The organism is Sphingobium sp. LMC3-1-1.1, assembly GCF_040676285.1.
GTDB lineage: Bacteria > Pseudomonadota > Alphaproteobacteria > Sphingomonadales > Sphingomonadaceae > Sphingobium.
In genome coordinates, this window is sequence record NZ_JBEGHQ010000078.1 from 129,101 (window position 1) to 151,967 (window position 22,867).

The 22,867-nt window shown below is 65.8% G+C and carries 20 protein-coding genes and 1 riboswitch; all 20 genes read left to right on the forward strand.

The genetic code is table 11. From position 1 onward, the window contains the following. Positions 1-176: 176 nt before the first annotated feature. The 20 genes from MRBLMC3_RS21830 to MRBLMC3_RS21925 all read left to right on the forward strand — a co-directional run bounded on the left by MRBLMC3_RS21830 (position 177) and on the right by MRBLMC3_RS21925 (position 22,577). Positions 177-674 carry a division/cell wall cluster transcriptional repressor MraZ gene (locus MRBLMC3_RS21830; RefSeq protein ID WP_363739183.1) on the forward strand — a complete coding sequence of 166 codons (498 nt, stop codon included), beginning with the start codon at positions 177-179 and terminating at the stop codon, positions 672-674. Beyond that, complete coding sequence (rsmH, locus tag MRBLMC3_RS21835) at positions 671-1,636, forward strand: 16S rRNA (cytosine(1402)-N(4))-methyltransferase RsmH (protein ID WP_363832307.1); 966 nt, start codon at positions 671-673, stop codon at positions 1,634-1,636. The genes MRBLMC3_RS21830 and rsmH overlap by 4 nt, the downstream gene beginning before the upstream one ends. Beyond that, positions 1,633-2,283: a colicin transporter gene (locus tag MRBLMC3_RS21840; protein WP_363739187.1), complete on the forward strand. Its 651-nt coding sequence runs from the start codon at positions 1,633-1,635 to the stop codon at positions 2,281-2,283. The genes rsmH and MRBLMC3_RS21840 overlap by 4 nt, the downstream gene beginning before the upstream one ends. Next, the gene (locus tag MRBLMC3_RS21845) at positions 2,284-3,984 is read left to right on the forward strand and encodes a peptidoglycan D,D-transpeptidase FtsI family protein (protein WP_363832309.1); all 1,701 of its coding nucleotides are present in this window, start codon (positions 2,284-2,286) and stop codon (positions 3,982-3,984) included. Beyond that, positions 3,984-5,438: a UDP-N-acetylmuramoyl-L-alanyl-D-glutamate--2,6-diaminopimelate ligase gene (locus MRBLMC3_RS21850; protein ID WP_363832312.1), complete on the forward strand. Its 1,455-nt coding sequence runs from the start codon at positions 3,984-3,986 to the stop codon at positions 5,436-5,438. The genes MRBLMC3_RS21845 and MRBLMC3_RS21850 overlap by 1 nt, the downstream gene beginning before the upstream one ends. Next, positions 5,435-6,811, forward strand: a complete 1,377-nt coding sequence (locus MRBLMC3_RS21855) for a UDP-N-acetylmuramoyl-tripeptide--D-alanyl-D-alanine ligase (RefSeq protein WP_363832315.1) — start codon at positions 5,435-5,437, stop codon at positions 6,809-6,811. The genes MRBLMC3_RS21850 and MRBLMC3_RS21855 overlap by 4 nt, the downstream gene beginning before the upstream one ends. Next, positions 6,811-7,884, forward strand: coding sequence for a phospho-N-acetylmuramoyl-pentapeptide-transferase (gene mraY, locus MRBLMC3_RS21860; RefSeq protein WP_133653704.1), 1,074 nt, complete (start codon positions 6,811-6,813; stop codon positions 7,882-7,884). Before MRBLMC3_RS21855 ends, mraY begins: the two co-directional genes overlap by 1 nt. A 5-nt stretch (positions 7,885-7,889) precedes the next feature. Next, the gene (murD, locus tag MRBLMC3_RS21865) at positions 7,890-9,215 is read left to right on the forward strand and encodes a UDP-N-acetylmuramoyl-L-alanine--D-glutamate ligase (protein WP_363832317.1); all 1,326 of its coding nucleotides are present in this window, start codon (positions 7,890-7,892) and stop codon (positions 9,213-9,215) included. Between the two features lie 24 nt (positions 9,216-9,239). Then, the gene (locus MRBLMC3_RS21870; protein WP_363739197.1) at positions 9,240-10,442 is read left to right on the forward strand and encodes an FtsW/RodA/SpoVE family cell cycle protein; all 1,203 of its coding nucleotides are present in this window, start codon (positions 9,240-9,242) and stop codon (positions 10,440-10,442) included. Continuing rightward, entirely contained in the window at positions 10,439-11,605 is a 1,167-nt protein-coding gene (gene murG / locus MRBLMC3_RS21875; protein WP_363756671.1) for an undecaprenyldiphospho-muramoylpentapeptide beta-N-acetylglucosaminyltransferase, read from the forward strand. Before MRBLMC3_RS21870 ends, murG begins: the two co-directional genes overlap by 4 nt. A 58-nt stretch (positions 11,606-11,663) precedes the next feature. Beyond that, a complete protein-coding gene (murC, locus tag MRBLMC3_RS21880; protein WP_363832320.1) occupies positions 11,664-13,085 on the forward strand; it encodes a UDP-N-acetylmuramate--L-alanine ligase in 1,422 nt (473 codons plus the stop codon). Continuing rightward, a complete protein-coding gene (locus MRBLMC3_RS21885) occupies positions 13,085-13,282 on the forward strand; it encodes a hypothetical protein (RefSeq protein ID WP_363739203.1) in 198 nt (65 codons plus the stop codon). The genes murC and MRBLMC3_RS21885 overlap by 1 nt, the downstream gene beginning before the upstream one ends. Next, positions 13,279-14,199: a UDP-N-acetylmuramate dehydrogenase gene (gene murB / locus MRBLMC3_RS21890; protein ID WP_363832322.1), complete on the forward strand. Its 921-nt coding sequence runs from the start codon at positions 13,279-13,281 to the stop codon at positions 14,197-14,199. The genes MRBLMC3_RS21885 and murB overlap by 4 nt, the downstream gene beginning before the upstream one ends. Continuing rightward, positions 14,196-15,146 (forward strand): D-alanine--D-alanine ligase, encoded by a 951-nt coding sequence (locus MRBLMC3_RS21895; RefSeq protein ID WP_363739206.1) that lies wholly within the window; start codon positions 14,196-14,198, stop codon positions 15,144-15,146. The genes murB and MRBLMC3_RS21895 overlap by 4 nt, the downstream gene beginning before the upstream one ends. After that, complete coding sequence (locus MRBLMC3_RS21900) at positions 15,139-16,086, forward strand: cell division protein FtsQ/DivIB (protein WP_133653712.1); 948 nt, start codon at positions 15,139-15,141, stop codon at positions 16,084-16,086. Before MRBLMC3_RS21895 ends, MRBLMC3_RS21900 begins: the two co-directional genes overlap by 8 nt. A 6-nt stretch (positions 16,087-16,092) precedes the next feature. Continuing rightward, a complete protein-coding gene (gene ftsA, locus MRBLMC3_RS21905; RefSeq protein ID WP_025550635.1) occupies positions 16,093-17,379 on the forward strand; it encodes a cell division protein FtsA in 1,287 nt (428 codons plus the stop codon). Between the two features lie 107 nt (positions 17,380-17,486). Beyond that, on the forward strand, positions 17,487-18,959 hold the full coding sequence (ftsZ, locus tag MRBLMC3_RS21910; RefSeq protein ID WP_133653713.1) for a cell division protein FtsZ: 1,473 nt from the start codon (positions 17,487-17,489) through the stop codon (positions 18,957-18,959). Between the two features lie 125 nt (positions 18,960-19,084). Then, positions 19,085-20,902 carry an SPOR domain-containing protein gene (locus MRBLMC3_RS21915; RefSeq protein ID WP_363832325.1) on the forward strand — a complete coding sequence of 606 codons (1,818 nt, stop codon included), beginning with the start codon at positions 19,085-19,087 and terminating at the stop codon, positions 20,900-20,902. 67 nt (positions 20,903-20,969) lie between these two features. Next, positions 20,970-22,127: a deoxyguanosinetriphosphate triphosphohydrolase gene (locus MRBLMC3_RS21920; protein ID WP_363832327.1), complete on the forward strand. Its 1,158-nt coding sequence runs from the start codon at positions 20,970-20,972 to the stop codon at positions 22,125-22,127. Positions 22,128-22,286: 159 nt separating this feature from the next. Beyond that, positions 22,287-22,577: a hypothetical protein gene (locus MRBLMC3_RS21925; protein WP_363739213.1), complete on the forward strand. Its 291-nt coding sequence runs from the start codon at positions 22,287-22,289 to the stop codon at positions 22,575-22,577. Between the two features lie 66 nt (positions 22,578-22,643). Beyond that, positions 22,644-22,743, forward strand: a riboswitch (glycine riboswitch). The last annotated feature ends 124 nt before the right edge of the window (positions 22,744-22,867 follow it).

Sequence of the window (22,867 nt, forward strand, 5' to 3'; positions counted from 1 at the left end):
CAAAACAGGATTTCCCGGCTTTTCCCAAAATATCCCTTTTCTTGAACCCCGTGGCTTGGTATTTGAAAGCCATAGGGGTTTGTCAGGCTTTGCTAGTCCTGTGAGCCGGTTCGCTTCCGCGCGAATTCGGCTGGCGACGGCCTGCGCCCTGCGAACAGAGGGGCAGCAGTCGAAAAGTGTCGGACGTCATTCTCTACACGGGCAACGCGTTCAGCGTCGCGGACGGCAAGGGCCGTTTCGTGCTGCCCCTGGAGATGCGCCGGCAGATCAAGCTGTCCAGCGGCAATGAAACGCGACTTTTCCTGTCGGTCCATGGCGGCAACCCCTGCGCCACGGCCTTTGGCGAATCGCATCGCCGCCACCTGTTCACCGAGGTCGAGGAACTGGCCCGCGAAGCGCGCGCCGCGGGCCGCCCCTATGATGCCGACCTGGAGCTGGAGCGCCGTCTCGGCACGATCGAGGAGGTGAACTTCGACGAAGGCGGCCGCTTTGCCATGCATCCCGACATCAAGGACGAATATGGCATCACCGACGCCGTCTTCTTCTATGGCGTGGGCCGCTACATCCAGATCTGGAAGCCGGAAACGCTGGTCGACAGCAAGGACCGGCCCGAACTGATCCGCAACAAGGTCCGGCGCTGGCTGGACCAGCGGGCGGCTGGAGGAGGCAAGTGAGCGTTTCCGCCGGCCTTGCCCAGGACTCTGACCGCCACATTCCGGTGCTCCTCGACGAAGTGCTTCGTGCCCTCGCCATCAACCCCGGCGAGGTTCATGTCGACGGCACATTCGGCGCGGGGGGCTATTCGGCCGCCATGGCGGACAAGGGCGCGCAGGTCTTCGCCTTCGACCGCGATCCCGACGCGATTCGCGAAGGGCGGGCGCTGGCCGACGAAAAGGGTATCACCCTGATCGCCGGAGAATTTTCCCGGATGGAAGAAGCGATGGCGGAACGGGGCGTGGCGTCCGTTTCCGGTGTCACGCTGGATATCGGCGTGTCCTCCATGCAGCTCGACCGGCCGGAGCGGGGCTTTTCCTTTCAGGGTGACGGCCCGCTCGACATGACGATGAGCCAGAGCGGGATGAGCGCCGCCGATTTCCTGAACAATGCCCCTGAGCAGGAGATTGCCGACATCCTCTATCGCTATGGCGAGGAGCCGCGCTCACGCCGCGTGGCGAAGGCGATCGTCGAGGCGCGGCCGCTGGAGCGCACCGGGCAGCTTGCCGGCGTGGTGCGCAAGGCGCTCGGCCACAAGCCGCATGACAAGAAGGACCCGGCCACCCGCACCTTCCAGGCGATACGCATCCATGTGAATCGCGAGCTGGAGGAACTGGAGCGGGGGCTGGAGGCGGCCGAAGCGATGCTGGAGGAGGGCGGCCGGCTCGCGGTCGTCACCTTCCACAGCCTGGAGGACCGCATCGTCAAGCAGTTCCTGCGCAACCGCAGCGGCAGCGAGGCGAGCGGATCACGGCATCTGCCCCAGCGCCAGTCGGGGCCGGCGCCTACTTTCGAAAAGCCCGCCAAGGCGGTGCGGCCCGGCATGGCGGAACTGGCGCGCAATCCACGCTCCCGATCCGCCACGCTGCGCAGCGCCATTCGTACGTCCGCCCCTGTTGCCCCCCGGAGTTCCCGCTCATGATCGCGGTCAAGAGATTGCAGAGCCTGATCTGGATCCTTCTCGTCGCGCTGGGCGCGCTGGGCGCCTATATGGTGTCGCTGAAGGTCGCGACGGAGCGCAACGAACTGATGAAGGTGCGGACGCAGATCGCGCGGGCGAAGGCCGACATCCGCTATCTGGAGACCGAGTTCAGCGCGCGGGCGAACATGCGGCAGCTTGAGCGCTGGAACCAGGACGATTTCATGTATGCGACGCCCACCGCCCAGCAATATCTGGCGGGCGAGCGGGCGTTGGCGCATCTCGACGGGGTGCAGCCTAATGGCCCCGATTATGTGGCGCCGCCGGTGATGGTGGCGATGGTGGAGACGCCCGCCGACCTGCCGTCCGCGCCGCAGGCTGCGCCCGCCAGCCCCGCGCCGACCCAGATCCGCAGCGATATCGCCGTCATCCGGGAGGCGCATGCCGCGGACAATGTCGACAAGATCGCGAAGCCCGCCGTCAAGACCGCCAGGGAAAAGGCGAAGGAGGACGCCGACACCACCAAGCCCAATCCCGTCGTCCGCCACGCTGAGCGGATGGCGATGCTGGACGCGAAGCTGCTTGACGACAGTACGCTGGGCGACATCAGTGCCAAGGCGAAGCGCGAGCGCGCCAAGGGGGACCGCTAAATGGCGACGATCATCGTCCAGCCGGGCGGCGCGAGAGCAGGCAAGCAGCGCGTTGACCTGACGGCGATCGCGCATAACCGGTTGATGCTGCTGCTGATCCTGTTCATGGCGATCACGGCGGTATTGATCCTGCGCCTGACCTGGGTGGGGGTCTTTGCCGGCAATGGGCGTGGCGGCGACGTGATGGGCGGCCTTCCGGCGCGGGCCGACATCGTGGACCGCAACGGCGTGCCGCTGGCGCGTACCATGGACGCCTATTCGATCGCGGTGCGGCCGTCGCGGCTGATCGGAGACCCCTCCGAACTGGCGCGCAAGCTGCATGAGATCTTCCCCGACGAACCGGAAAGCGCCTTCTACAAGAAGTTGACGGGCCGCGGCTGGGCTTATCTGCGTCGCCGGGCGCTGCCGGAAGAGGTGGCCGCCGTGAACGCGCTGGGCGAGATCGGCATTGAATTTCCGCGTGAGAAGGAGCGGCTCTATCCGCAGCGCACCCTGGCCGCCCATCTGCTGGGGTTCGCGCCGAATGCCGACGGCAAGGGCGGCATGGGGGTGGAGGCGGCGTTCAACGACCGGCTGACCGATCCGGCGATGCGCGGCCAGCCCTTTGCCATGTCCATCGACAGCCGGGTGCAGGGCGCGCTGGAGAGCGAACTCTATGCCCAGCTCGTCCAGACCCGCGCCAAGGGGGCGGGCGGCGTGATACTGGACGCCAATACCGGCGAAGTGATCGCCATGGCGTCGATTCCCGTGTTCGATCCCAACAAGCTGCAAGATTATGCGGGCAAGAATTGCAGCGAATCGCCGCTCTGCAACCATATGGTGCAGGCCCGCTATGAACTGGGCTCGGCGTTCAAGCCGCTGTCGATCGGCGCGGCGATGGACCGTGGCATCGTCACGTCCATGTCGAAGACCTATGACGCGACGGCGCCGCTCGCCATTGCGGGTTTCCGGATCAAGGACGACCATCCGCTGGGCCGCTGGATCAACGTGCCCGAAATCCTGGTGCACAGCTCCAATATCGGGACCGCCCGGATCGCCGACCAGATGGGTGCGGAGCCTTTGCAGCATCTTTTCCGCGAGTTGCATTTCGACCAGCGCGCGCCGATCGAACTCAACGAACGGGCGGGCACGCTCTGGCCGGCCAATTGGGGGCGGATCACGACGCTCACCGTTTCCTATGGGCACGGCATCGCCGTAACGCCTTTGCATCTCGCTTCGGCTTATGCCGCCCTGGTGAATGGCGGACTTTGGCGGCCTGCTACGCTGCGGAAATTGAAGGCGGACGAGGTTCCGGAGGGCCGGCGCGTCTTTTCAGCCGCTACCAGCGCGCGCATGCGCCAGCTGTTGCGCATGATCGTGGCGGCAGGTACAGGTCGCTCCGCCGACGCCAAGGGATACCGGGTGGGCGGCAAGACAGGTTCGGCCGAAAAACCTCAGCAAGGCCGGTATAACAAGACTTCACTGGTGACGACCTTCGCTTCTGCCTTCCCTATGGACAATCCGCGCTATGTGGTCCTCGTCACCATGGACGAGGCGACGGGCCAATATGGCCTGCGCACGGCCGCCTGGACAGCGGCGCCGGTGGTGAAGCGGGTGGTGGAGCGCACCGGGCCGATGCTGGGCGTGTTGCCCGATGAGCGGCGCGACGTCGATATTTCCGATCTCATGCCGCTGCTGCACGGCGACAAGGAGAAAGAATAATGCGCCTCGGGTCGCTAATCGAGGGGCTGGATGCGAAGCTCGACATGGGAGCGTCCCTGGACGTTCCGGTGTCGGGCTTCGCAATCGATAACCGGAAGGTGGCGCCGGGCACGGTGTTCGGGGCCTTCCAGGGCGCGCGCGTCAATGGCGAGGACTTCATTCCCGCAGCCGTGCAGTCCGGGGCCGCGGCGGTCGTCGCCCGGCCGCAGGCCAAGGTCGAAGGCGCGATGCATATTGCGTCTGACAACCCCCGCCGCCTGTTCGCCCAGCTTGCCGCCCGCTATTTCGCGCCGTTTCCGGAGGTGACCGTCGCCGTCACCGGGACCAACGGCAAGACCTCAACCGTCGAACTGGCCCGGCAGCTCTGGCGGATGCTGGGACATAAATCCGCCTCCATCGGCACATTGGGCGTCACGACATCCGTGGATCAGGTGTCCACCGGGCTCACCACGCCGGACATCGTCACCTTCCTTGCCAACATGTCGGGCCTGAAGCGCGAGGGCATCAGCCATGCCGCGTTCGAAGCGTCGAGCCATGGCCTGGCCCAATATCGCACCGAAGGCCTGCCGGTTTCGGCCGCCGCCTTCACCAACCTGTCGCGTGATCATCTGGATTATCATGGCGACATGGACAGCTATTTCGAAGCCAAGATGCGCCTGTTCGACGAGGTCGTCGCGCCCGACGGCACCGCGGTCGTCTGGGCCGATGACGCATGGTCGGACAAGGTTCTCCAGCGGGCTACGAAGCGGGGGCTTCGTGTGCTGAGCGTCGGGGTGCAGGGGCAGGCATTGCGTCTTGCCAACCGCACCCCGACCCAGTTGGGCCAGGCGCTGGAAGTCGAGCTGGCCAAGGATCTTGGAGGCAAGTCCTGCAAGGTGAACCTGCCGCTGATCGGCGCCTATCAGGCGGCCAATGCGCTCACCGCTGCGGGTCTGGTGATCGCGGGCGGCGAGGATGCGGGCAAGGTGCTGGAACTGCTCGGCCGGGTGCAGCCCGTGCGCGGGCGGCTGGAGCGGGCGGTCATCACCCGCGCGGGGGCGCCGGTCTATGTCGATTATGCCCATACGCCCGATGGGCTGCGCGCCGCCATAGAGGCGCTGCGGCCGCATACGCGGGGCAGGCTGATCGCCCTGTTCGGCGCGGGCGGCGATCGCGACGCGGGCAAGCGGCCGCAAATGGGCAAGGTGGCCGCGGAGCTCGCCGACCATGTGATCGTCACTGACGACAATCCCCGTTCGGAAGAGCCTTCGTCCATCCGCGCAGCCGTGATGGCGGGCGCGCCGGGGGCGGAGGAGATCGGCGGACGTCGCGCCGCCATCGCCGCCGCCATCGCGCAGGCGGGCGCGGACGATATCGTGCTCCTGGCGGGCAAGGGCCATGAGCAGGGCCAGATCATCGGGGATCGGGTGCTGCCCTTCGACGATGTGACCGTAGCGCGGGAATGCGCCGGATGAGCGCACTCTGGACCCAGGAAGAGATTGCGCAGGCCACAGGGGGCGTCGCTTCGGCGCCCTTCGCCGTTTCTGGCGTGGCGTTCGACAGCCGGGAAGTAACAGGCGGCGATCTGTTCGTGGCGATGAAGGGCGAGGCGACCGATGGCCATCGCTTCGTCGACAAGGCCTTCGGTCAGGGTGCGGCGGGCGCCATCGTCAGCCAGCCGATCGCCCAGCCCCATGTGCTGGTGCCCGACAGCGCGGCGGCGCTGGAGGCGCTTGGCTGCGCCTCGCGCGCGCGGATGCAGGGCAAGGTGATCGGGGTCACCGGATCGGTGGGCAAGACCGGCACCAAGGAAGCGCTGTTTCATGCGCTCGACCGCGCCTTTCCGGGGGCGGTTCACCGGTCCGTCAAGAGCTACAACAACCATGTCGGCGTGCCGCTCAGCCTGTCGCGCATGCCCCGCGAATCGGCCTTTGGCATATTCGAGATGGGCATGAACCACGCCGGTGAACTGGCGGCGCTGACCCGGCAGGTGCGGCCGCATGTCGCCATCGTCACCGCCATCGCGCCGGCCCATATCGAATTTTTCGGCACCGAGGAGAAGATCGCGGAGGCCAAGGCGGAGATTTTCGAGGGGCTTGAGCCGGGCGGCACGGCGGTCATCCCCTATGACAGCCCGCATGTCGCGACCCTCTATGCCAAGGCGGAGAAGCATGCGGCGCGCATCCTGACCTTCGGCTTCGATCCGCAGGCGGACGTGCGCGCGCGTGAAACCGTGCCTGCGGCGGGTGGCGGCACGCTGGTCACGGCGGCGCTGCCGGGCGTGGAGCTCTGCCTGACCGTGGGCGCGCCGGGCGAGCATTGGGTTTCCAATGCGCTGGCGGTGCTGGCGACGGTCGAGGCGCTGGGCGGCGACCTGGCCGCGGCGGGGCTGGCGCTGGCGGAAATGCCGGGCCTGCCGGGCCGGGGGCAGAGGAGCATCCTGCCGGTCGAGGGTGGCGAGGCGTTGCTGATCGACGAAAGCTACAACGCCAATCCGCTGAGCATGGCGGCGACGCTCAAGCAATTGGGCCGCGAGCAGGCGGACCGGCGCATTGCTGTGCTGGGCGGGATGCGCGAACTGGGTGACCGCAGCCGCGAATTGCACGCCTCGCTGGTCGAGCCGCTGACCGCGGGGAAGGTGGATTATGCGGTTCTGGTGGGAGAGGAGATGGAGCCGTTGGCCCAGGCGCTGCGAGGCGCCATGCCCTTCGACCATGTCCCCGACGCCGCCAGGGCAACCGATCTTGTACGAAATGAAATACGCGCGGGCGATGCGATCCTGGTGAAGGGGTCGAACGGCATCGGCCTGTCGCGCCTCGTGGCCGCGCTACAGGAAGCGAAGAACTGATGCTCTACTGGCTTGCCCAGACAATGGATTTCGCGGGTGTGTTCAACCTCATCCGCTATTTGAGCTTTCGCGCCGGCGCGGCGATCGCCACCGCGCTGATCATCGGCCTGCTGATCGGGCCGCGCTTCATCGGATGGCTGCGCGTGCGGCAGGGCAAGGGCCAGCCGATTCGCGACGACGGCCCGCAGACCCACCTGGCCAAGCGGGGCACGCCGACCATGGGCGGGCTGATGATCCTGACGTCGGTGATGTCGTCGGTGCTGCTGTGGATGGATTTGTCGTCCATCTATGTCTGGGCTTGCTTGTTCGTGACGCTGGGCTTTGGCGCCATCGGTTTCCTCGATGATTATGACAAGGTGACCAAGGCCAGCCACAAGGGGCTTTCGGGCAAGATGCGGCTGGCGTTCGAATTTCTGATCGCCGGTTTCGCCGCCTGGCTGATCGTCAACCAGCATGGCAATACCGCGCTTTACCTGCCCTTCTACAACGGCCCGGCAATTGAGCTGGGGCCGTTCTATTTCCTCTTCGCCGCCTTCGTGATCGTGGCGTTCGGCAATGCGGTCAACCTGACCGACGGGCTGGACGGGCTTGCGACCATGCCGGTCATCATTGCCTGCATGGCGTTCATGGCGATCGTCTATCTGGTCGGGCGCGCAGACTTTGCCCATTATCTGGGCATTCCACATGTGCCGGGGGCGGGCAATCTCACCATTCTTTGCGGAGCGATCATCGGGGCGGGGCTGGCCTTCCTCTGGTTCAACGCGCCGCCTGCCGCCGTTTTCATGGGCGATACCGGCAGCCTGGCGCTGGGCGGCACCATTGGCGTGATCGCCGTTACCGCGCATCATGAGATCGTGCTGGGCGTGATTGGCGGGCTGTTCGTGGTGGAGGCGATGTCGGTCATCATCCAGGTCTTCTTCTACAAGCGGACCGGCAAGCGGGTCTTCAAGATGGCCCCGATCCACCATCATTTCGAGCAGCTTGGCTGGGCTGAGCCGACCGTGGTGATCCGCTTCTGGATCATTTCCTTCGTGCTGGCGCTGGCCGGCCTTGCCACGCTGAAGTTGCGGTGAGCGCCATGGGGATCGTTTCGGACGTCTTTGCAGGCAGGAAATATGCGGTGCTGGGTCTGGCGCGGTCCGGGCTGGCGACGGTCGAATGCCTCGCCGCCAGCGGCGCGCAGGTCGTCGCCTGGGACAGTCGGGACGAGGCGCGTGCCGCCGTCGAGGGCAAGGCGGAACTGGCTGACCCCACCGAAATCGACCTCAAGGGCTTTGACGGCGTGGTGGTTTCGCCGGGCGTTCCGCTCAACAGGCATCCCATCGCCATGCATGCGAAGCTCGCGGGCGTGCCGGTCGTCGGCGACATAGAGTTGTTCGCGCTTGCCCGTCCCACCCTGCCGAAGCATCGGGTGGTCGGGATCACCGGGACCAACGGGAAGTCCACCACGACGGCCCTGGTCCATCACATCATCGAGACGGCGGGCATTCCGACTCGGATGGGCGGCAATATCGGCCTGCCCATATTGGGGCAGGACCCGCTGCCCGACGGCGGCGTCTATGTGCTGGAACTGTCCAGCTACCAGATCGACCTGACGCGCAGTCTCGATTGCGACGTGGCGGTGCTGTTGAACATCACGCCCGATCATCTGGATCGCTATAATGGCTTTGAAGGCTATGTGGCGTCCAAGGCGCGGCTGTTTGAAATGCAGGCGGGCGATCATATCGCGGTGATCGCTGCTGAGGATGAACCGAGCCGTTCGATCCTGTCGTCCGTGCGTCATTCCCGCGCAGCCGACGACGAGCGCGTGATGGCGGTGAAAGCCGCCGACATCGATCCCAGCCGCCAGGCCAGCTGGCCCGCGCTGCAAGGCCCGCACAATGCCCAGAACGCTGCCGTCGCCATTGCCGTCGCCCGCGCGCTCGGCATCGATGAAGCGGCGATCGAAAAGGGCCTGCAAAGCTATGCCAGCCTGCCCCACCGGATGCAGCGGGTGCGCGAGTTGAACGGCGTCCTCTATGTCAATGACAGCAAGGCGACCAACGCTGCCTCGACCGCCCCTGCGCTCGCCGCCTATCCGCCGATCGATGGGCGGCCGCGCCTGCACTGGATTGTCGGCGGCCTTGCCAAGACCGACAATCTGGACGAGTGCGAACCTTATTTCGGTAATGTCGCCCATGCCTATACCATCGGTGAGGCGGGCGCTATGTTCGCCGAACTGCTGCGATCGCATATGGCGGTGGACGATAGCGAGATGCTATCGGCCGCCGTTCGCCGGGCGGCGCGGGTGGCCCAGCCGGGGGATGTGGTGCTGCTGTCGCCCGCTTGCGCCAGTTTCGACCAGTTCCGCGATTTCGAGGCGAGAGGCGATGCCTTCGTCGCTGCCGTGGCCGCGCTGGAATAAAGGGAAGCGGAGGAACCTGGGGGCATGTCGAGGGCAGGCGATCTTGTAAAGGAATTCAGGAACCGCACCGTCCCGCGGGAGCGCACGGCGCTGGCCATCTGGTTCTGGGAAATCGACCGCGTGCTGCTGTCGCTGATCGTCGCGTTGATGGCGATCGGGCTGGTGGCGGTGGCGGCGGCGTCCCCGGTGGCGGCGATCGATCGGTCGACCAGCACGGTTTCGGTGACGCCGCTCATCTATTTCTATCGCCAGCTGATGTGGGTGTTCATCGGCCTGCCGATCATGCTGGTGATCTCCATGCTGCCCCGGACGCAGGCGCGCAGGCTGGCCTTCATATTGTGCGTCGTCTTTGCCGTGGCGTTGTTGCTGGTGCCGGTGCTTGGCTCGGTCGTGAACGGCGCCAAGCGCTGGATCGATCTGCCGGGTTTCCGGTTCCAGCCGTCGGAATTCCTGAAGCCTGTCTATGTCGTCACCATGGCCTGGCTGCTGTCGCTGCGCGGCAAGGACATGACATTGCCCGTGATCCCGCTGACAGGCGCGCTGACATTGCTGATCGCGGCGATCCTGATGAAGCAGCCGGACTTCGGCCAGACGGTCATCTTCCTTGCCTGCTGGGGTGGCCTGCTGCTGCTGTCGGGCGTTTCGATGCGCTTCATCGGCGCGATGGCGGGCGTGGGGCTCGGCGGCCTGGTGCTGATGTACATGTTCTACGAGAATGGCCGCCAGCGGATCAACGACTTCCTGGGGATCGGCGTTGCACAGGATATGGGGCCGGACCAGACGGAGCTGGCCTTCCGCACGATCACCCATGGCGGTTTCCTGGGCGTGGGTCCGGGCGGGGGACAGAACAAGTTCCGCCTGCCCGAAGCGCATACCGACTATATCTTCTCCGTCATCGGGGAGGAGTTCGGCCTGCTTGCGTGCATCGGCATTGCCTGCGTCTATCTGGCGATCGTCGTGCGCGTTTTTCTGCGCATGCTGGACGAGGATGATAATTTCACGATCCTCGCCGCGGCGGGCCTCACCACGCAATTCGGGCTGCAGGCGATCATCAACATGGGCGTCAATGCGCAGATATTTCCGTCAAAGGGCATGACGCTGCCCTTTATCAGCTATGGCGGCTCCTCTATGCTGGCGCTTTGTATCGGCGTCGGCCTGTTGCTCGCGTTCACGCGGCGCAATCCCTTCATGGGTCGGCACACGGTCGTCAAATGGAGTGGTCGATGAGTATTTCCCGACACTTCGTCCTCGCCGCCGGCGGGACGGGTGGGCACATGATTCCGGCGCATGCCGTCGCCGAGGAACTGATGCTGCGCGGCCACCATGTCGCGCTGGTGACGGATGAGCGCGGCGCCAAGATTCCCGGCATTTTCGACAAGGCGCAGGTCCATGTCATGCCGGCGGGGCGCATGACCAGGAATCCGAAGAGCTGGCCGGGCGCGGTGAAGGCGATCCTTGCAGGCCGGGCGATGGCGCGGCGTTTGAACGAGACCTTCCGTCCGACGGCCGTGGTGGGTTTCGGCGGCTATCCGGCCATGCCCGCGCTGCTGGGCGCGCTGGCCGACGGCATTCCGACGGCGATTCATGAACAGAATGCCGTGCTGGGCCGGGTGAACCGCTATCTGGCGGGGCGGGTCGACGCGATCGCGACCGCCTATCCCGACGTCCGGCGGCTCAAGGACCGCTATGCCGGCAAGGTGCATCTGGTCGGCAATCCGGTGCGCGAGGAAGTGAAGCAATTGCGCGAGGAGGAATTCCCCGCGCTGACTGATGAAAGCGTGTTCCGCGTGCTGGTGATCGGCGGCAGCCAGGGTGCGACAATACTTTCCAGCGTCGTGCCCGACGGGCTGGGCATGTTGCCGCTCAGCCTTCGCCGCCGCCTGCAGGTGACGCAGCAATGCCGCGCCGAGGATATCGAGCGGGTGCGCAAGCTCTACGCCGACCTCGAAATCCCGGCGGACCTGGCGACCTATTTCAACGATGTGCCGGAGAAGCTGGGCTGGTCGCACCTGGTGATCGCCCGTGCGGGCGCATCCACATTGGCGGAACTGACCTGTGCAGGCCGGCCCGCGATCCTGATCCCGCTGCCGAGCGCGATGGACGACCACCAGACCGCGAATGCCCGGGAAATGACCGAGGCCGGCGGCGCGCGCACCATTGCGCAGGCGCGCTTCACGGCGGTCGAGCTTGCCAAGCAGATGCAGAAGATGGCGCTGGAACCGGGCGCGCTCCAGAACGCAGCGAAACGCGCCCGCGCCTGCGGCCGCCCCGATGCGGCACGCGACATGGCGGATCTGCTGGAAAGCATCGGCACGGCGCCGATCATCAACGATCCGGTGAAGGTCGGGCCGACCCCGGCAAGCCTCAATCTGCAGGGGGTTCCCGCGTGAAGTCCGGCAATCTCGGCCTGAAAGGTTCTCCCTGTTTCATGAATAAGGAATCCCGCGCATGAAGGGTGTCGGCACCGACATCGGCACGATCCATTTCATCGGCATTGGCGGCATAGGCATGTCCGGCATCGCCGAAGTGATGCACAATCTGGGTTACAAGGTTCAGGGCAGCGACGTGGCCGAAGGCTATGTGGTCGAGGGACTGCGCAAGAAGGGCATTCCGGTGATGATCGGCCACAAGGCCGAAAATCTGGGCGATGCTGCTGTCGTCGTCACCTCCACCGCGATCAAGAAGGGCAATCCCGAGGTCGATCTGGCGCTGGAACGCCGCGTGCCCGTCATCCGTCGCGCGGAAATGCTGGCGGAACTGATGCGCCTCAAATCCACCGTGGCTGTCGCGGGCACGCACGGCAAGACCACGACCACCTCCATGGTTGCGGCGCTGCTGGACGCGGGCGGGGTGGACCCGACCGTGATCAATGGCGGCATCATCAACAGCTACGGTTCCAATGCCCGGCTGGGCAACAGCGAGTGGATGGTCGTGGAGGCCGACGAGAGCGACGGCAGCTTCCTGCGCCTCGACGGTACGCTGGCGGTGGTCACCAATATCGATCCGGAACATCTCGATCATTATGGCAGCTTCGACAAGGTGAAGGATGCCTTTGTCGAGTTCGTCGAGAATGTGCCCTTCTATGGCGCGGCGATGCTCTGCCTCGACCATCCGGAGGTGCAGGCGATCCTGCCGCGCGTGCAGGACCGGCGCATCGTCACCTATGGTTTCTCCGCCCAGGCGGATATTCGCGGCGAGAATGTTCAGCCGATCCCGGGCGGCAACCGCTTCGATGTGCAGATTCGTGAGCGTGACGGATCGCTGCGCCGGATCGAGGGGATCGTAATGCCGATGCCGGGCCGCCACAATGTGCTGAACGCCATGGCGGCGATCGGCGTGGCGCTGCAGATGGGCATCGATGACGCGACGATCCAGACCGGCTTCGCCAAGTTCGGCGGGGTCAAGCGGCGCTTCACCAAAGTCGGGGAAATCGCCGTCGGGGGCGGTACCGCGACGGTGATCGACGATTATGGTCATCATCCGGTCGAGATCAGGGCTGTGCTGGCCGCCGCACGCGAAGGAGCGAAAGGCCGGGTCATCGCCGTGGTCCAGCCGCATCGCTTCACCCGTCTGCGCGACCTGATGGATGAGTTCCAGCAGGCTTTCAACGACGCCGACATCGTCTATGCCGCCCCGGTCTATCCGGCCGGCGAGCAGCCGATCGAAGGGGTGGACAGCGCGGAACTGGTCGCGGGGCTGAAGCGCCGGGGCCATCGCAACGCCGCGACGGTCGAGGGTGCGGACGATCTCGCCCGCCTGATCGCCGCCGATGTGCAGGCGGACGACATGATCATCTGCCTTGGCGCGGGCGACATCACCAAATGGGCGGCGGGCCTTGCCTCCGCCGTTGCGGAGAAGGAAACCGCCTGATGTTCGAGCTGTTCAATGTTGGCCTCGAGATGCAGAAGCGCATGATCGACCTCCAGATGCAGGGCATCGAAGTGGCGCAGCAGATGGTCGACGCGGCGCAGCGCAATGTGGACGCCGGGGCCGCCGCCGGGCGGGCGGGCGAAGCGGGTGTGAAGGCGATGAAGGGCTGGATGCGGCTCTGGGGGATGCGCGATTGACGCTGGCGGTCACGTCTCTTCCCCCGGTTCGCGGCTCGCTCAGGGCCGATGCGCCGCTGGCGCCGCTCGTCTGGTTCAAGGCGGGCGGTGTTGCGCAATGGCTGTTCGAGCCGAAGGACGCGGACGATCTTTCTGATTTTCTGGCGCGGCTCGACCCTGCGATTCCGGTGATGGCGCTGGGCCTGGGGTCCAACATGATCGTGCGCGACGGCGGGGTTCCGGGCGTGGTGGTGCGCCTTGGCAAGCCATTCGCCAGGGTGGAGCAGGTCGATGCGACCAGCCTGCGTTGCGGGGGAGGAGCATCGGGCATCCTTGTTTCCTCGACGGCGCGGGACGCGGGCATAGCGGGGCTTGAATTCCTGCGCTCGATTCCCGGCACGGTCGGCGGCTTCGTGCGGATGAACGGGGGCGCCTATGGCCGTGAGACGTGCGATATCCTTGTGGAATGCGATGTTGTTCTGCGGTCGGGCGAACGGGTGACGCTGCCGATCGACGCGCTGGGCTACACCTACCGCCACAGCGCCCTTCCCGACGGCGCGGTCGTGGTGAGTGCCATTTTCCGGGGCGTTCCTGGCGAGCCGGCGGCCATCCAGGCGGAAATGGATCGCATCGCCGCCGCCCGCGAGGAAAGCCAGCCGCTTCGCAGCAAGACCGGCGGCTCGACCTTCAAGAATCCCGATGGGCACAAGGCCTGGCAGCTTGTGGATCAGGCCGGGTGCAGGGGGCTGCGACAGGGCGGCGCGCAGGTTTCGGAAAAGCACACCAATTTCCTCCTCAACCTGGGCGACGCGACGAGCGCGGATATCGAGGCGCTGGGCGAGGAGGTCCGCCGCCGGGTGAAGGAAAAGAGCGGCATCGACCTCGAATGGGAAATTCAAAGGGTGGGCGTTCAGCTGGTTGAAGGAAAAGACAGATGACCCGTGGCCCCTGGCATGTTGCCGTCCTGATGGGGGGGTGGTCCGCCGAACGGCCGGTTTCGCTTTCGTCGGGCGAGGGTGTCGCCAAGGCGCTGGAGTCGCGTGGCCACAGGGTCACGCGGATCGACATGGATCGTGACATCGCGCTGCGCCTTGCGGAGGTGAGGCCGGACGTGGTGTTCAACGCCCTTCACGGCGTTCCCGGCGAGGACGGCACCGTGCAGGGGATGATGGACCTGATGGGCATCACCTACACCCATTCGGGCCTCGCCACCTCCGTCATCGCCATCGACAAGCAGCTTACCAAGCAGGCGCTGGTGCCCCATGGCATCCCCATGCCCGGCGGGCATATCGTCCGCAGCGAAAGCCTGTTCGAGGGCGATCCCCTGCCGCGCCCCTATGTGGTGAAGCCGGTCAATGAGGGCAGTTCGGTCGGCGTCGCCATCGTGACCAGGGACGGCAATCATGGTTCGCCGATCGGCCGGGATGTCGAGGGTCCGTGGCTGCATTTCGAAGAGTTGCTGGCCGAACCCTATATTCGCGGGCGGGAACTGACGACCGCCGTGCTGGGCGACGAAGCGCTGCTGGTCACGGAATTGCGTCCGAAAAGCGGTTTCTACGATTTCGACGCCAAATATACGGACGGGATGACCGAGCATGTGTGCCCCGCCGATATTCCCCAGGAGATCAGCGAAGCCTGCAAGGCCATTGCCCTGCGCGCGCACCAGTTGCTGGGTTGCAAGGGGGCGTCGCGGGCTGATTTCCGCTGGGACGATGAACAGGGGATCGACGGGCTGTTCCTGCTGGAAGTGAACACGCAGCCGGGCATGACGCCGCTCAGCCTGGTGCCTGAACAGGCGGCGAAGCTGGGCATTGACTATGCCGAGCTGGTGGAGCGTATAGTCGAGGACGCGCTGAAGAGCGCAGGGGGGACGAAGCATGGCTGAAGCACGCATCCGGCGTGGCGGAACGGCGCGGTTGGCGCGCACGACCGGCACGCGCGGCCGCAGCGGTGGGCGAGGACGTTCGGTCAAGCAGCGGAGCTGGATCGACGGTCTGATCGACCTGCTGCCGGTCAGCGAGGAGACGCTCCAGCGCATGGCGAGCTGGGCGATCGTCGGTATCGTGCTGGCGGCGCTGGTGGGTATCGCCATCTGGTCGGGCCTTCCCGCCATGGCCGGGCAGAAGGCGTCCGAACTGGCGGCCAAGGCAGGCTTCGAGGTCGAGAAAGTCGAAGTGCGCGGCGTCGAGCGGATGGACGAACTGCCCATCTACAATATCGCCCTTGGCCAGGTGAGCCGGTCGATGCTCTCGCTCGACCTGCCCAGGGTGCGGGCTGACATGCTGAAGCTCGGCTGGGTCAAGGATGCGCGCATTTCCCGTCGCCTGCCCGATACGCTGGTGGTCGACATCGTCGAGCGCGATCCGGTTGCGGTGTGGCAGCATGATGGGCAGCTTCACCTGATCGACGTGGCCGGCGTGGTGCTGCAATCGGTATCGGCAGGGGCGATGCCGGACCTGCCGCTGGTCGTTGGCCCCAACGCCAATCTGCAGACCGCGGGTCTCAACAGGCTGATGGAAAATGCGCCTGCGCTCAAACCGATGCTGGCGGGCGCCACCTGGGTCGGGAACCGGCGCTGGGACTTGCGCTTTCAATCGGGCGAGACGCTGTCCCTGCCCGAAGGCGACAAGCCGTCGGCTACGGCGTTGGTCAATTTCGCGCGGATGGACGGGGTGAACCGCCTGCTGGGCCGGGGTATCGTGAAGTTCGACATGCGCGATCCCGATCGTTTCGTGCTGCGCCTGCCGCAGGGGCAGGGAAGCGGCCAGTCCGGCGACAAGCCCGCCGCGAGCGCCGAAGCGCCTGCCAAGGGCGAGGAAGGCTGAACCCCCATGGCCCAACCCAAGGTCGAGAAGTTCGTCACCGCGATCGACATCGGATCGTGGAAAGTGTCCGCGCTGATCGCGGGGCGCACCGAAAATGGCGAACTGGCGATCCTGGGCACCGGGCAGCGTGAAAGCCGGGGCGTTCGGCGCGGCTTCATCGCGGATATGGAACGGACCGAACTCGCCGTGCGGGAAACCGTCGAACAGGCGGAACGCGTCGCGGGCACGAATATCGAGGATGTGTGGGTCAGCTTTTCGGGCGGTTCGCTGGTCAGCGATGTCGTCACCGTCGAGCGCGACATGGGCGGTTATCGCGTCGAACAGGCGGACATCGATGACCTTCTGACCACAGGCCAGCAGGGGATTGATCCGGACGGCCGCGTGGTTCTGCATGCGCAGCCGACCTGTTTCACCATCAACGGCCGTGTGCCGGTGAAGAAGCCGCTGGGCATGCATGCGGACCTGCTGGGCGTCGATATCCATGTCGTGCTGGCCGACGGGGCGCCGCTCGCCAATCTCGACCTTTGCGTGCGCGGCGCCTATCTCAATGTCAATTCCATCGTCGCTTCTCCCATCGCCACGGGCCTTGCCTGCCTGTCCGAGGAAGAGCGCGACCTGGGCGTCGCGCTGGTGGAACTGGGCGCGGGCGTCACCAATGTCTCGCTTTATGCGGGTGGCATGCTGGTCGGGCTGCACAGCATTCCCATCGGTGCGTCCGACATCACCGACGACATAGCGTCGGCCTTCGGCATTCGCCGCAGCCAGGCGGAGCGGATCAAATGCTTCTACGGATCCGCGATGCAGAACCGCCGCGATTTCCGGGACATGATAGAGATCGCGGCGCCGCATGGCGATGTCGCCATTCCGGGGCAAAGCGCGGGCCCCAACGCCGATGGCGGCAAGATTACCCGCGCCGCTCTGGTGGCGGTGATCTGCGAGCGGTTGAACCAGATCATGGTGGAGGTGAATGCGGCGCTCGCCGGCATGGGCTTCAACACCCCCACGGGGCGGCAGGTCGTGCTGACCGGCGGCGGCGCCGAAATGAAGGGCATTGCCGACTATGCGCAGGGTGCGCTGGGCCGCGCGGTGCGGATCGGGCGGCCGCGCGGCCTCGCCGCCATGCCGGAGGCACATAGCGGTCCGGCCTTTGCGACATTGGCCGGTCTTGCGCTTTATGGCGCTTCAAACCCGGTTGATCTTAGAACGATAGCGCCCGCTCCCCAGACCGTTCACCGTATCGGCGCGCCAGCATGGTGGCAGAGGATGGTGAAGGCGATGAAGACGAACTATTGAAATAAACACGGTCAGACGAAATTTACTGGTGAAATACGCCATCATCTTGCATTAACCTTCGATGACAGTTTCGCTCACGTCACCGAAGCTGGAGGGAGCTAGAATTTATGAGCATTGAAATCAGCCCGCCGCATGTGGACGAGTTGAAGCCACGCATCGCGGTGATCGGCGTCGGCGGCGCGGGCGGCAACGCCATTGCGAACATGATCGCCGCCTCCGTCGAGGGTGTGGATTTCATTGTCGCCAATACGGACGCGCAGGCGCTCAACGCTTCGCCCGCGGAACGGCGCATCCAGCTTGGCCCGCAGATCACCGAAGGGCTGGGCGCCGGCTCTCGCCCGGAAATCGGCAAGGCGGCCGCGGAAGAGACCATCGCCTCGGTCGAGCAGGCGCTCGACGGCGCGCATATGTGCTTCATTGCCGCGGGCATGGGTGGCGGCACCGGCACCGGCGCCGCTCCGGTCATTGCCAAGTCCGCCCGTGACCGAGGCATCCTGACCGTCGGCGTCGTGACGAAGCCCTTCACCTTCGAGGGCAATCGCCGCATGAAGTCGGCGGAGGCAGGGATCGAGGAACTGCAGAAGCATGTCGATACCCTCATCGTCATCCCGAACCAGAACCTGTTCCTGATCGCCAACCCGAACACCACCTTCAAGGAAGCCTTCCAGATGGCGGACGAGGTGTTGCAGCAGGGCGTGCGCGGCATCACCGACCTGATGGTCATGCCAGGCCTCATCAACCTCGACTTCGCGGACGTCCGTTCCGTGATGGGCGAGATGGGCAAGGCGATGATGGGCACCGGCGAAGCCGAAGGCGACGGCCGCGCGCTCCAGGCGGCGGAGAAGGCGATCGCCAATCCGCTGCTCGACGGCGTGTCGATGCGCGGTGCGAAGGGCGTCATCGTCTCCATCGTCGGCGGTGACGACATGCGCCTGATGGAAGTGGACGAGGCCGCCAACCATATTCGCGAACTGGTCGATCCCGATGCGAACATCATCTGGGGTTCGGCCTTCAACGACAATCTGAACGGCAAGATCCGGGTGTCCGTGGTCGCCACCGGCATCGACAGCGATGCCAGCGCCAGTGCCGCGCCGCTGACCCAGCCGTTCAGCTTCGCGAGCCGTCCGGCCGTTGCCGTGCCGACCGCCGCCGCGCCCAAGCCCGCGCCGCAGGCCGCTCCGGCTCCGGTCGCCGCGCCTGCTCCCGCGCCGGAAGCAGAGCCTGAAACGCTGGAACTGGACGTGCCCGCCGCGCCTGCGCCCGCGCCGCTGACGCCGCCTGCCGCAGCGCCTGCTGCCGCGGCAAAGCCCGCGCCCTTCAGCCCGCCGCGCCCCGCAGCGGTGTTCTCCGACGAAGATCCTTCGCAGGACGAATTGCTGCTGGGTGAGGATGCGGCCGAAACAGTGCCGGCTCAGCCCGCTCCGGCGTCGCAGGCCGCACCGCGCGTCGCCACCGGAGGCACGTTGTTCGAGCGCATGGCGGGGCTGACCCGTGGCGCCGAGAAGGGCGCCGGCGCGAGCGATGACGGAACGCCAACGCCGGACATTCCGCGTTTCCTCAATCGTCAGAGCAATCAGTAAACAGGCAGCAGGGTTCGCCCCGCACGGATCAGGACAAGCGCGCCATCGGTTGCCATGGGCAACCGGGCGCGCTTTTTCTTTCGACATATTCCCTTGCACCGCCTCCATCCGCTAAAGGGCTGTCTGTGAGACGTTATGACATATGGATTGTTCGCGGACTGCTTCTAGCGGGCACCGCGCTGGCACAACCGGTTCTGGCGCAGCCTGCCCAGGTGCAGGCGATTCGTCCCTCGAGCGCCGAAGACCTCAACAATAATCTCGCGCGCCTGGCGTCCAATCCTCGCGATGTGACGGCGCTCATCGGCGCGGGAGAAGCGGCGCTGGACATGGACGATGCGCGGGCGGCGGCGGGTTTCTTCGCGCGGGCGGACATGCTTGCGCCGAACAACGGCAAGGTGAAGGCGGGCCTGGGCCGCGTCATGCTGAAAAACCAGAATCCGGGCGAAGCGCTGCGTCTGTTCGACCAGGCAACGCGGCTGGGCTTTCCCGAAGCAACCTTGCTGTCCGATCGGGGCCTTGCAAAGGACATGACCGGCGATCAGGCGGGGGCGCAGCGCGACTATCAGGCGGCGCTCCAGCGGACGCCGGACGATGTCGAACTCGCCCACCGCTATGCTGCGTCGCTCGGCATTTCCGGTCAGGTGGACGCGGCGGAACGGGTGCTGAAACCGCTGCTCTACAAGAGTGACCGGGCGGCCTGGCGCTACCGGGCGTTCATCCTGGCGATGAACAACCGACAGGCGGACGCGAAAAAGATCGCGGAGCAGACCATGCCGTCGCAGCTTGCCTCGGCCATCCTGCCCTATATGCAGAAAATGCCCTATCTGACCGCGGCCCAGAAGGCGGCGGCGGTGCATTTCGGACATTTCCCCGCCAATGTGGGTTCCACGATCGCACCCATCACCCCGACCGCGCCCGCATTCGCGTCGGTGACGCCTGCGGTGCCGCCGGCCAGCCAACCCGCCACGCAGACGCCGCCTTCCCGGTCCACGAAGCAGGACCGCCGTTCTCGTCGCACGGAGACTGCCACGCGGCTCGCTCAGGTGGAAGCGCCTTCCCGCAGCGCGCCGGTGCAGAGCCAGCCCGCTCCGGGCTCGGCCGCTTCGCAAATACAGGCGCCGTCGCCCCAGCGCACTATGCAGGCGGCCGCGCCCGCCGCCCATGTGCAGGGTCCGCCGGCGCCCGGCTTCGAATCCGTCCCCGCGCAAAACACTGCGCCCGCCAATCCGGCGCCGAGCCAGCTCAACGCGATCACGCTCGCCCAGGCGTCGGTGCCCCGGACGACGGCCCCGCCACAGGTCCAGGCTGCGTCCCCGGCCCAACCGGCCGTTCCGCCGCCCGCACCATCGCCCGCACCGTCGGCGGTACCGTCGCCGGCAACGCAGCAGCAGCAGATCGACCCGGCCGTCACCCGTTCGCTGGCCGACATCATTCACGCCATCGATGTGCCGGAATCCGAACGCCGATCGAGCGTCGTCGCGGTCGACCTGTCGGAGGTGGCCCAGATCCAGGCCGCCCGCCGTGCCGAGCGGGACGCTGCTGCCGCCACCGCCGCGGAAAAGGCGAAGAAGGCCGCTGCCGCCAAGGCGAAGGCCGAAGCGGACGCCAAGGCCAAACAACTGGCCGAGGAAAAGAAGAAGGCGGCCGAGGAAAAGGCGCGCCTTGCCGCCAATCCCGCGCGCAATTGGCTTCAGGTCGGCACGGGTGCGAACAAGGGCGCGCTGGCCTTTACCATGAAGGGGCTGCGCAAGAAATACGACTCGCTCGAACCACAGGACGCCTGGGTCGCGAGCTGGGGCCGCACCAATCGCCTGCTTGTCGGGCCGTTCAGCAGCTTTACGCGGGCCAAGACGCTGGAGGAAAAGTTGAAGGCGGCGGGGGCGGACGCCTTCGCCTGGAAGAGTGACGCCGGGGAAGAGGTCGAGCGCCTCCCGGCCAAATAGTGATTTCCCATCCGGCGGGACATCGAACGACTCGGCAAGGGCCGAAAACGACTTTAAAGGGCGCGGCATGACGCTGCTTGCATCCTATGCCTCAGATCCCGGCCAGAGCCGCGGTCGCCTTCATCCTGAACCAGGCGGGGAGGTGCGGGGGCCGCGCGACATGTTCCAGCGGGACCGCGACCGCATCATCCACAGCATTGCCTTCCGTCGCCTGCGCCACAAGACGCAGGTGTTCGTGTCGCCCGACGGCGATCATTTCCGCGTCCGCCTGACCCATAGCCTGGAGGTGGCGCAGATCGGCCGCACGACGGCGCGGACGCTGGGCCTCAACGAGGATCTGACCGAAGCGCTCTGCCTGGCGCATGACATCGGTCATCCGCCCTTCGGCCATGCCGGGGAGGACGCGCTGGAGGCAGCGCTCGATGCGCATGGAGGCTTTGACCATAATGCGCATACGCTGCGCACGCTGATGCTGCTGGAAAGCCCCTATCCGCTGTTTCGCGGCCTGAATTTGAGCTGGGAGATGCTGGAGGGGCTGGCAAAGCACAATGGTCCGGTCACGCGGCCCGGCTGGGCCATGCAGGCGGTGGATGCGCTGTTCCCGCTCGACCTGGCCAGCCATGCCTCGCTGGAGGCGCAGCTTGCGGCGATTGCGGACGACATCGCCTATGACAATCACGATATCGACGACGGGCTGCGCGCGGGCCTGCTGACGCTGGACCAGCTTTTGAGCGTGCCGCTGGTGAAAGGCTGCTGGGACCGTGTTCGCGCGCGCTATCCCGATGTGCCGCAGGATCGCCTGCTGCGCGAACTGGTGCGGGAACAGATCGGCGTGATGGCGAATGACCTGATCGCGGCCACTCGCGCCAATATCGCCGCCGCGGGCGTGGAGACGGTCGACGACGTTCGCAGGGCTGGTGCCACGCTGGTCGGCTTCTCGCCCGAACTCGCCGCGCAGGAGCGCGATCTCAAGCGTTTCATGTATGCGACGCTTTATCACCATCCTTCGCAACTGGCGGCGGCGGACCGGGCGCGGGTGATCGTGACCGATCTGTTCCGCGCCTATCAGGCGGATCCGAAGCTGATGCCGCCGGAGTGGCGCGATGATTGCGCGACGCTGGAACCTCAGCGCAGCCGGCATATAGCGGACTTCATCGCCGGCATGACCGATCGCTATGCCGAAAAGCGGCATGCCGAGATTTTCGGTGAACTGGCGCTGGCCTGAGCATTTCCCTTGTCCTCCATGCGCTCCCGATTCGCTGTTTCCGCGATCTGCTGCTCATGATGGTTCCTATCGCCCGGAAATCGCTCTATTCTTTTGATGCCGCATCGTTTTGCGCAAAATCGGTTCCCACTTTTGCGCACGATGCTTTAAGGCTGGGCCATGGCCCTTCATCCGCAGATCGCCGCGCTCGCCGCCCAGCTTGAGGATCTTGCCGAACTGCTGCGCGCGCAAGACGACCGGCTCTGGTCGGGACGGATCGACCTGGTGCGGCATCTGGTCGCGGACTCCAATTTCGCCGGCGTCGAACGCTTCCTGCGCCTGTTCGAAGGGGAGGAGGGGCTTGGCGCTCTCGTGCTGAGCGATGCGGCGGCCAATCAGCGGCTGATCGAACGACGACAGGCCGCCCGCATTTTGGCCGAACGGCTGGCAAAAGAGGAAGGCGCGGATTGAGCGATTGACGGCGCGGCGCATTTCACGCAATGCGGGACTGTCGCCGGTGCCGTGGATTCGGTCATCGGACTTGATGCGGGAGAGCATGGGAAGCCTTTCAGGCCACCCCGTCGCCGAAGGAGCAACCGCCCCGGAATCTCTCAGGCCAAAGGACCGCATCATGGGCAGGCACTCTGGAAAGCGGACGGATCATCCCGTCCCACCGAAGGGGTAAGCCATCCGGTCGCTCGGCCGGTGGTCAAAGCTCTCAGGTTCCGTGACAGAGGGGGTGGCAAACGCGATCAGTCCGA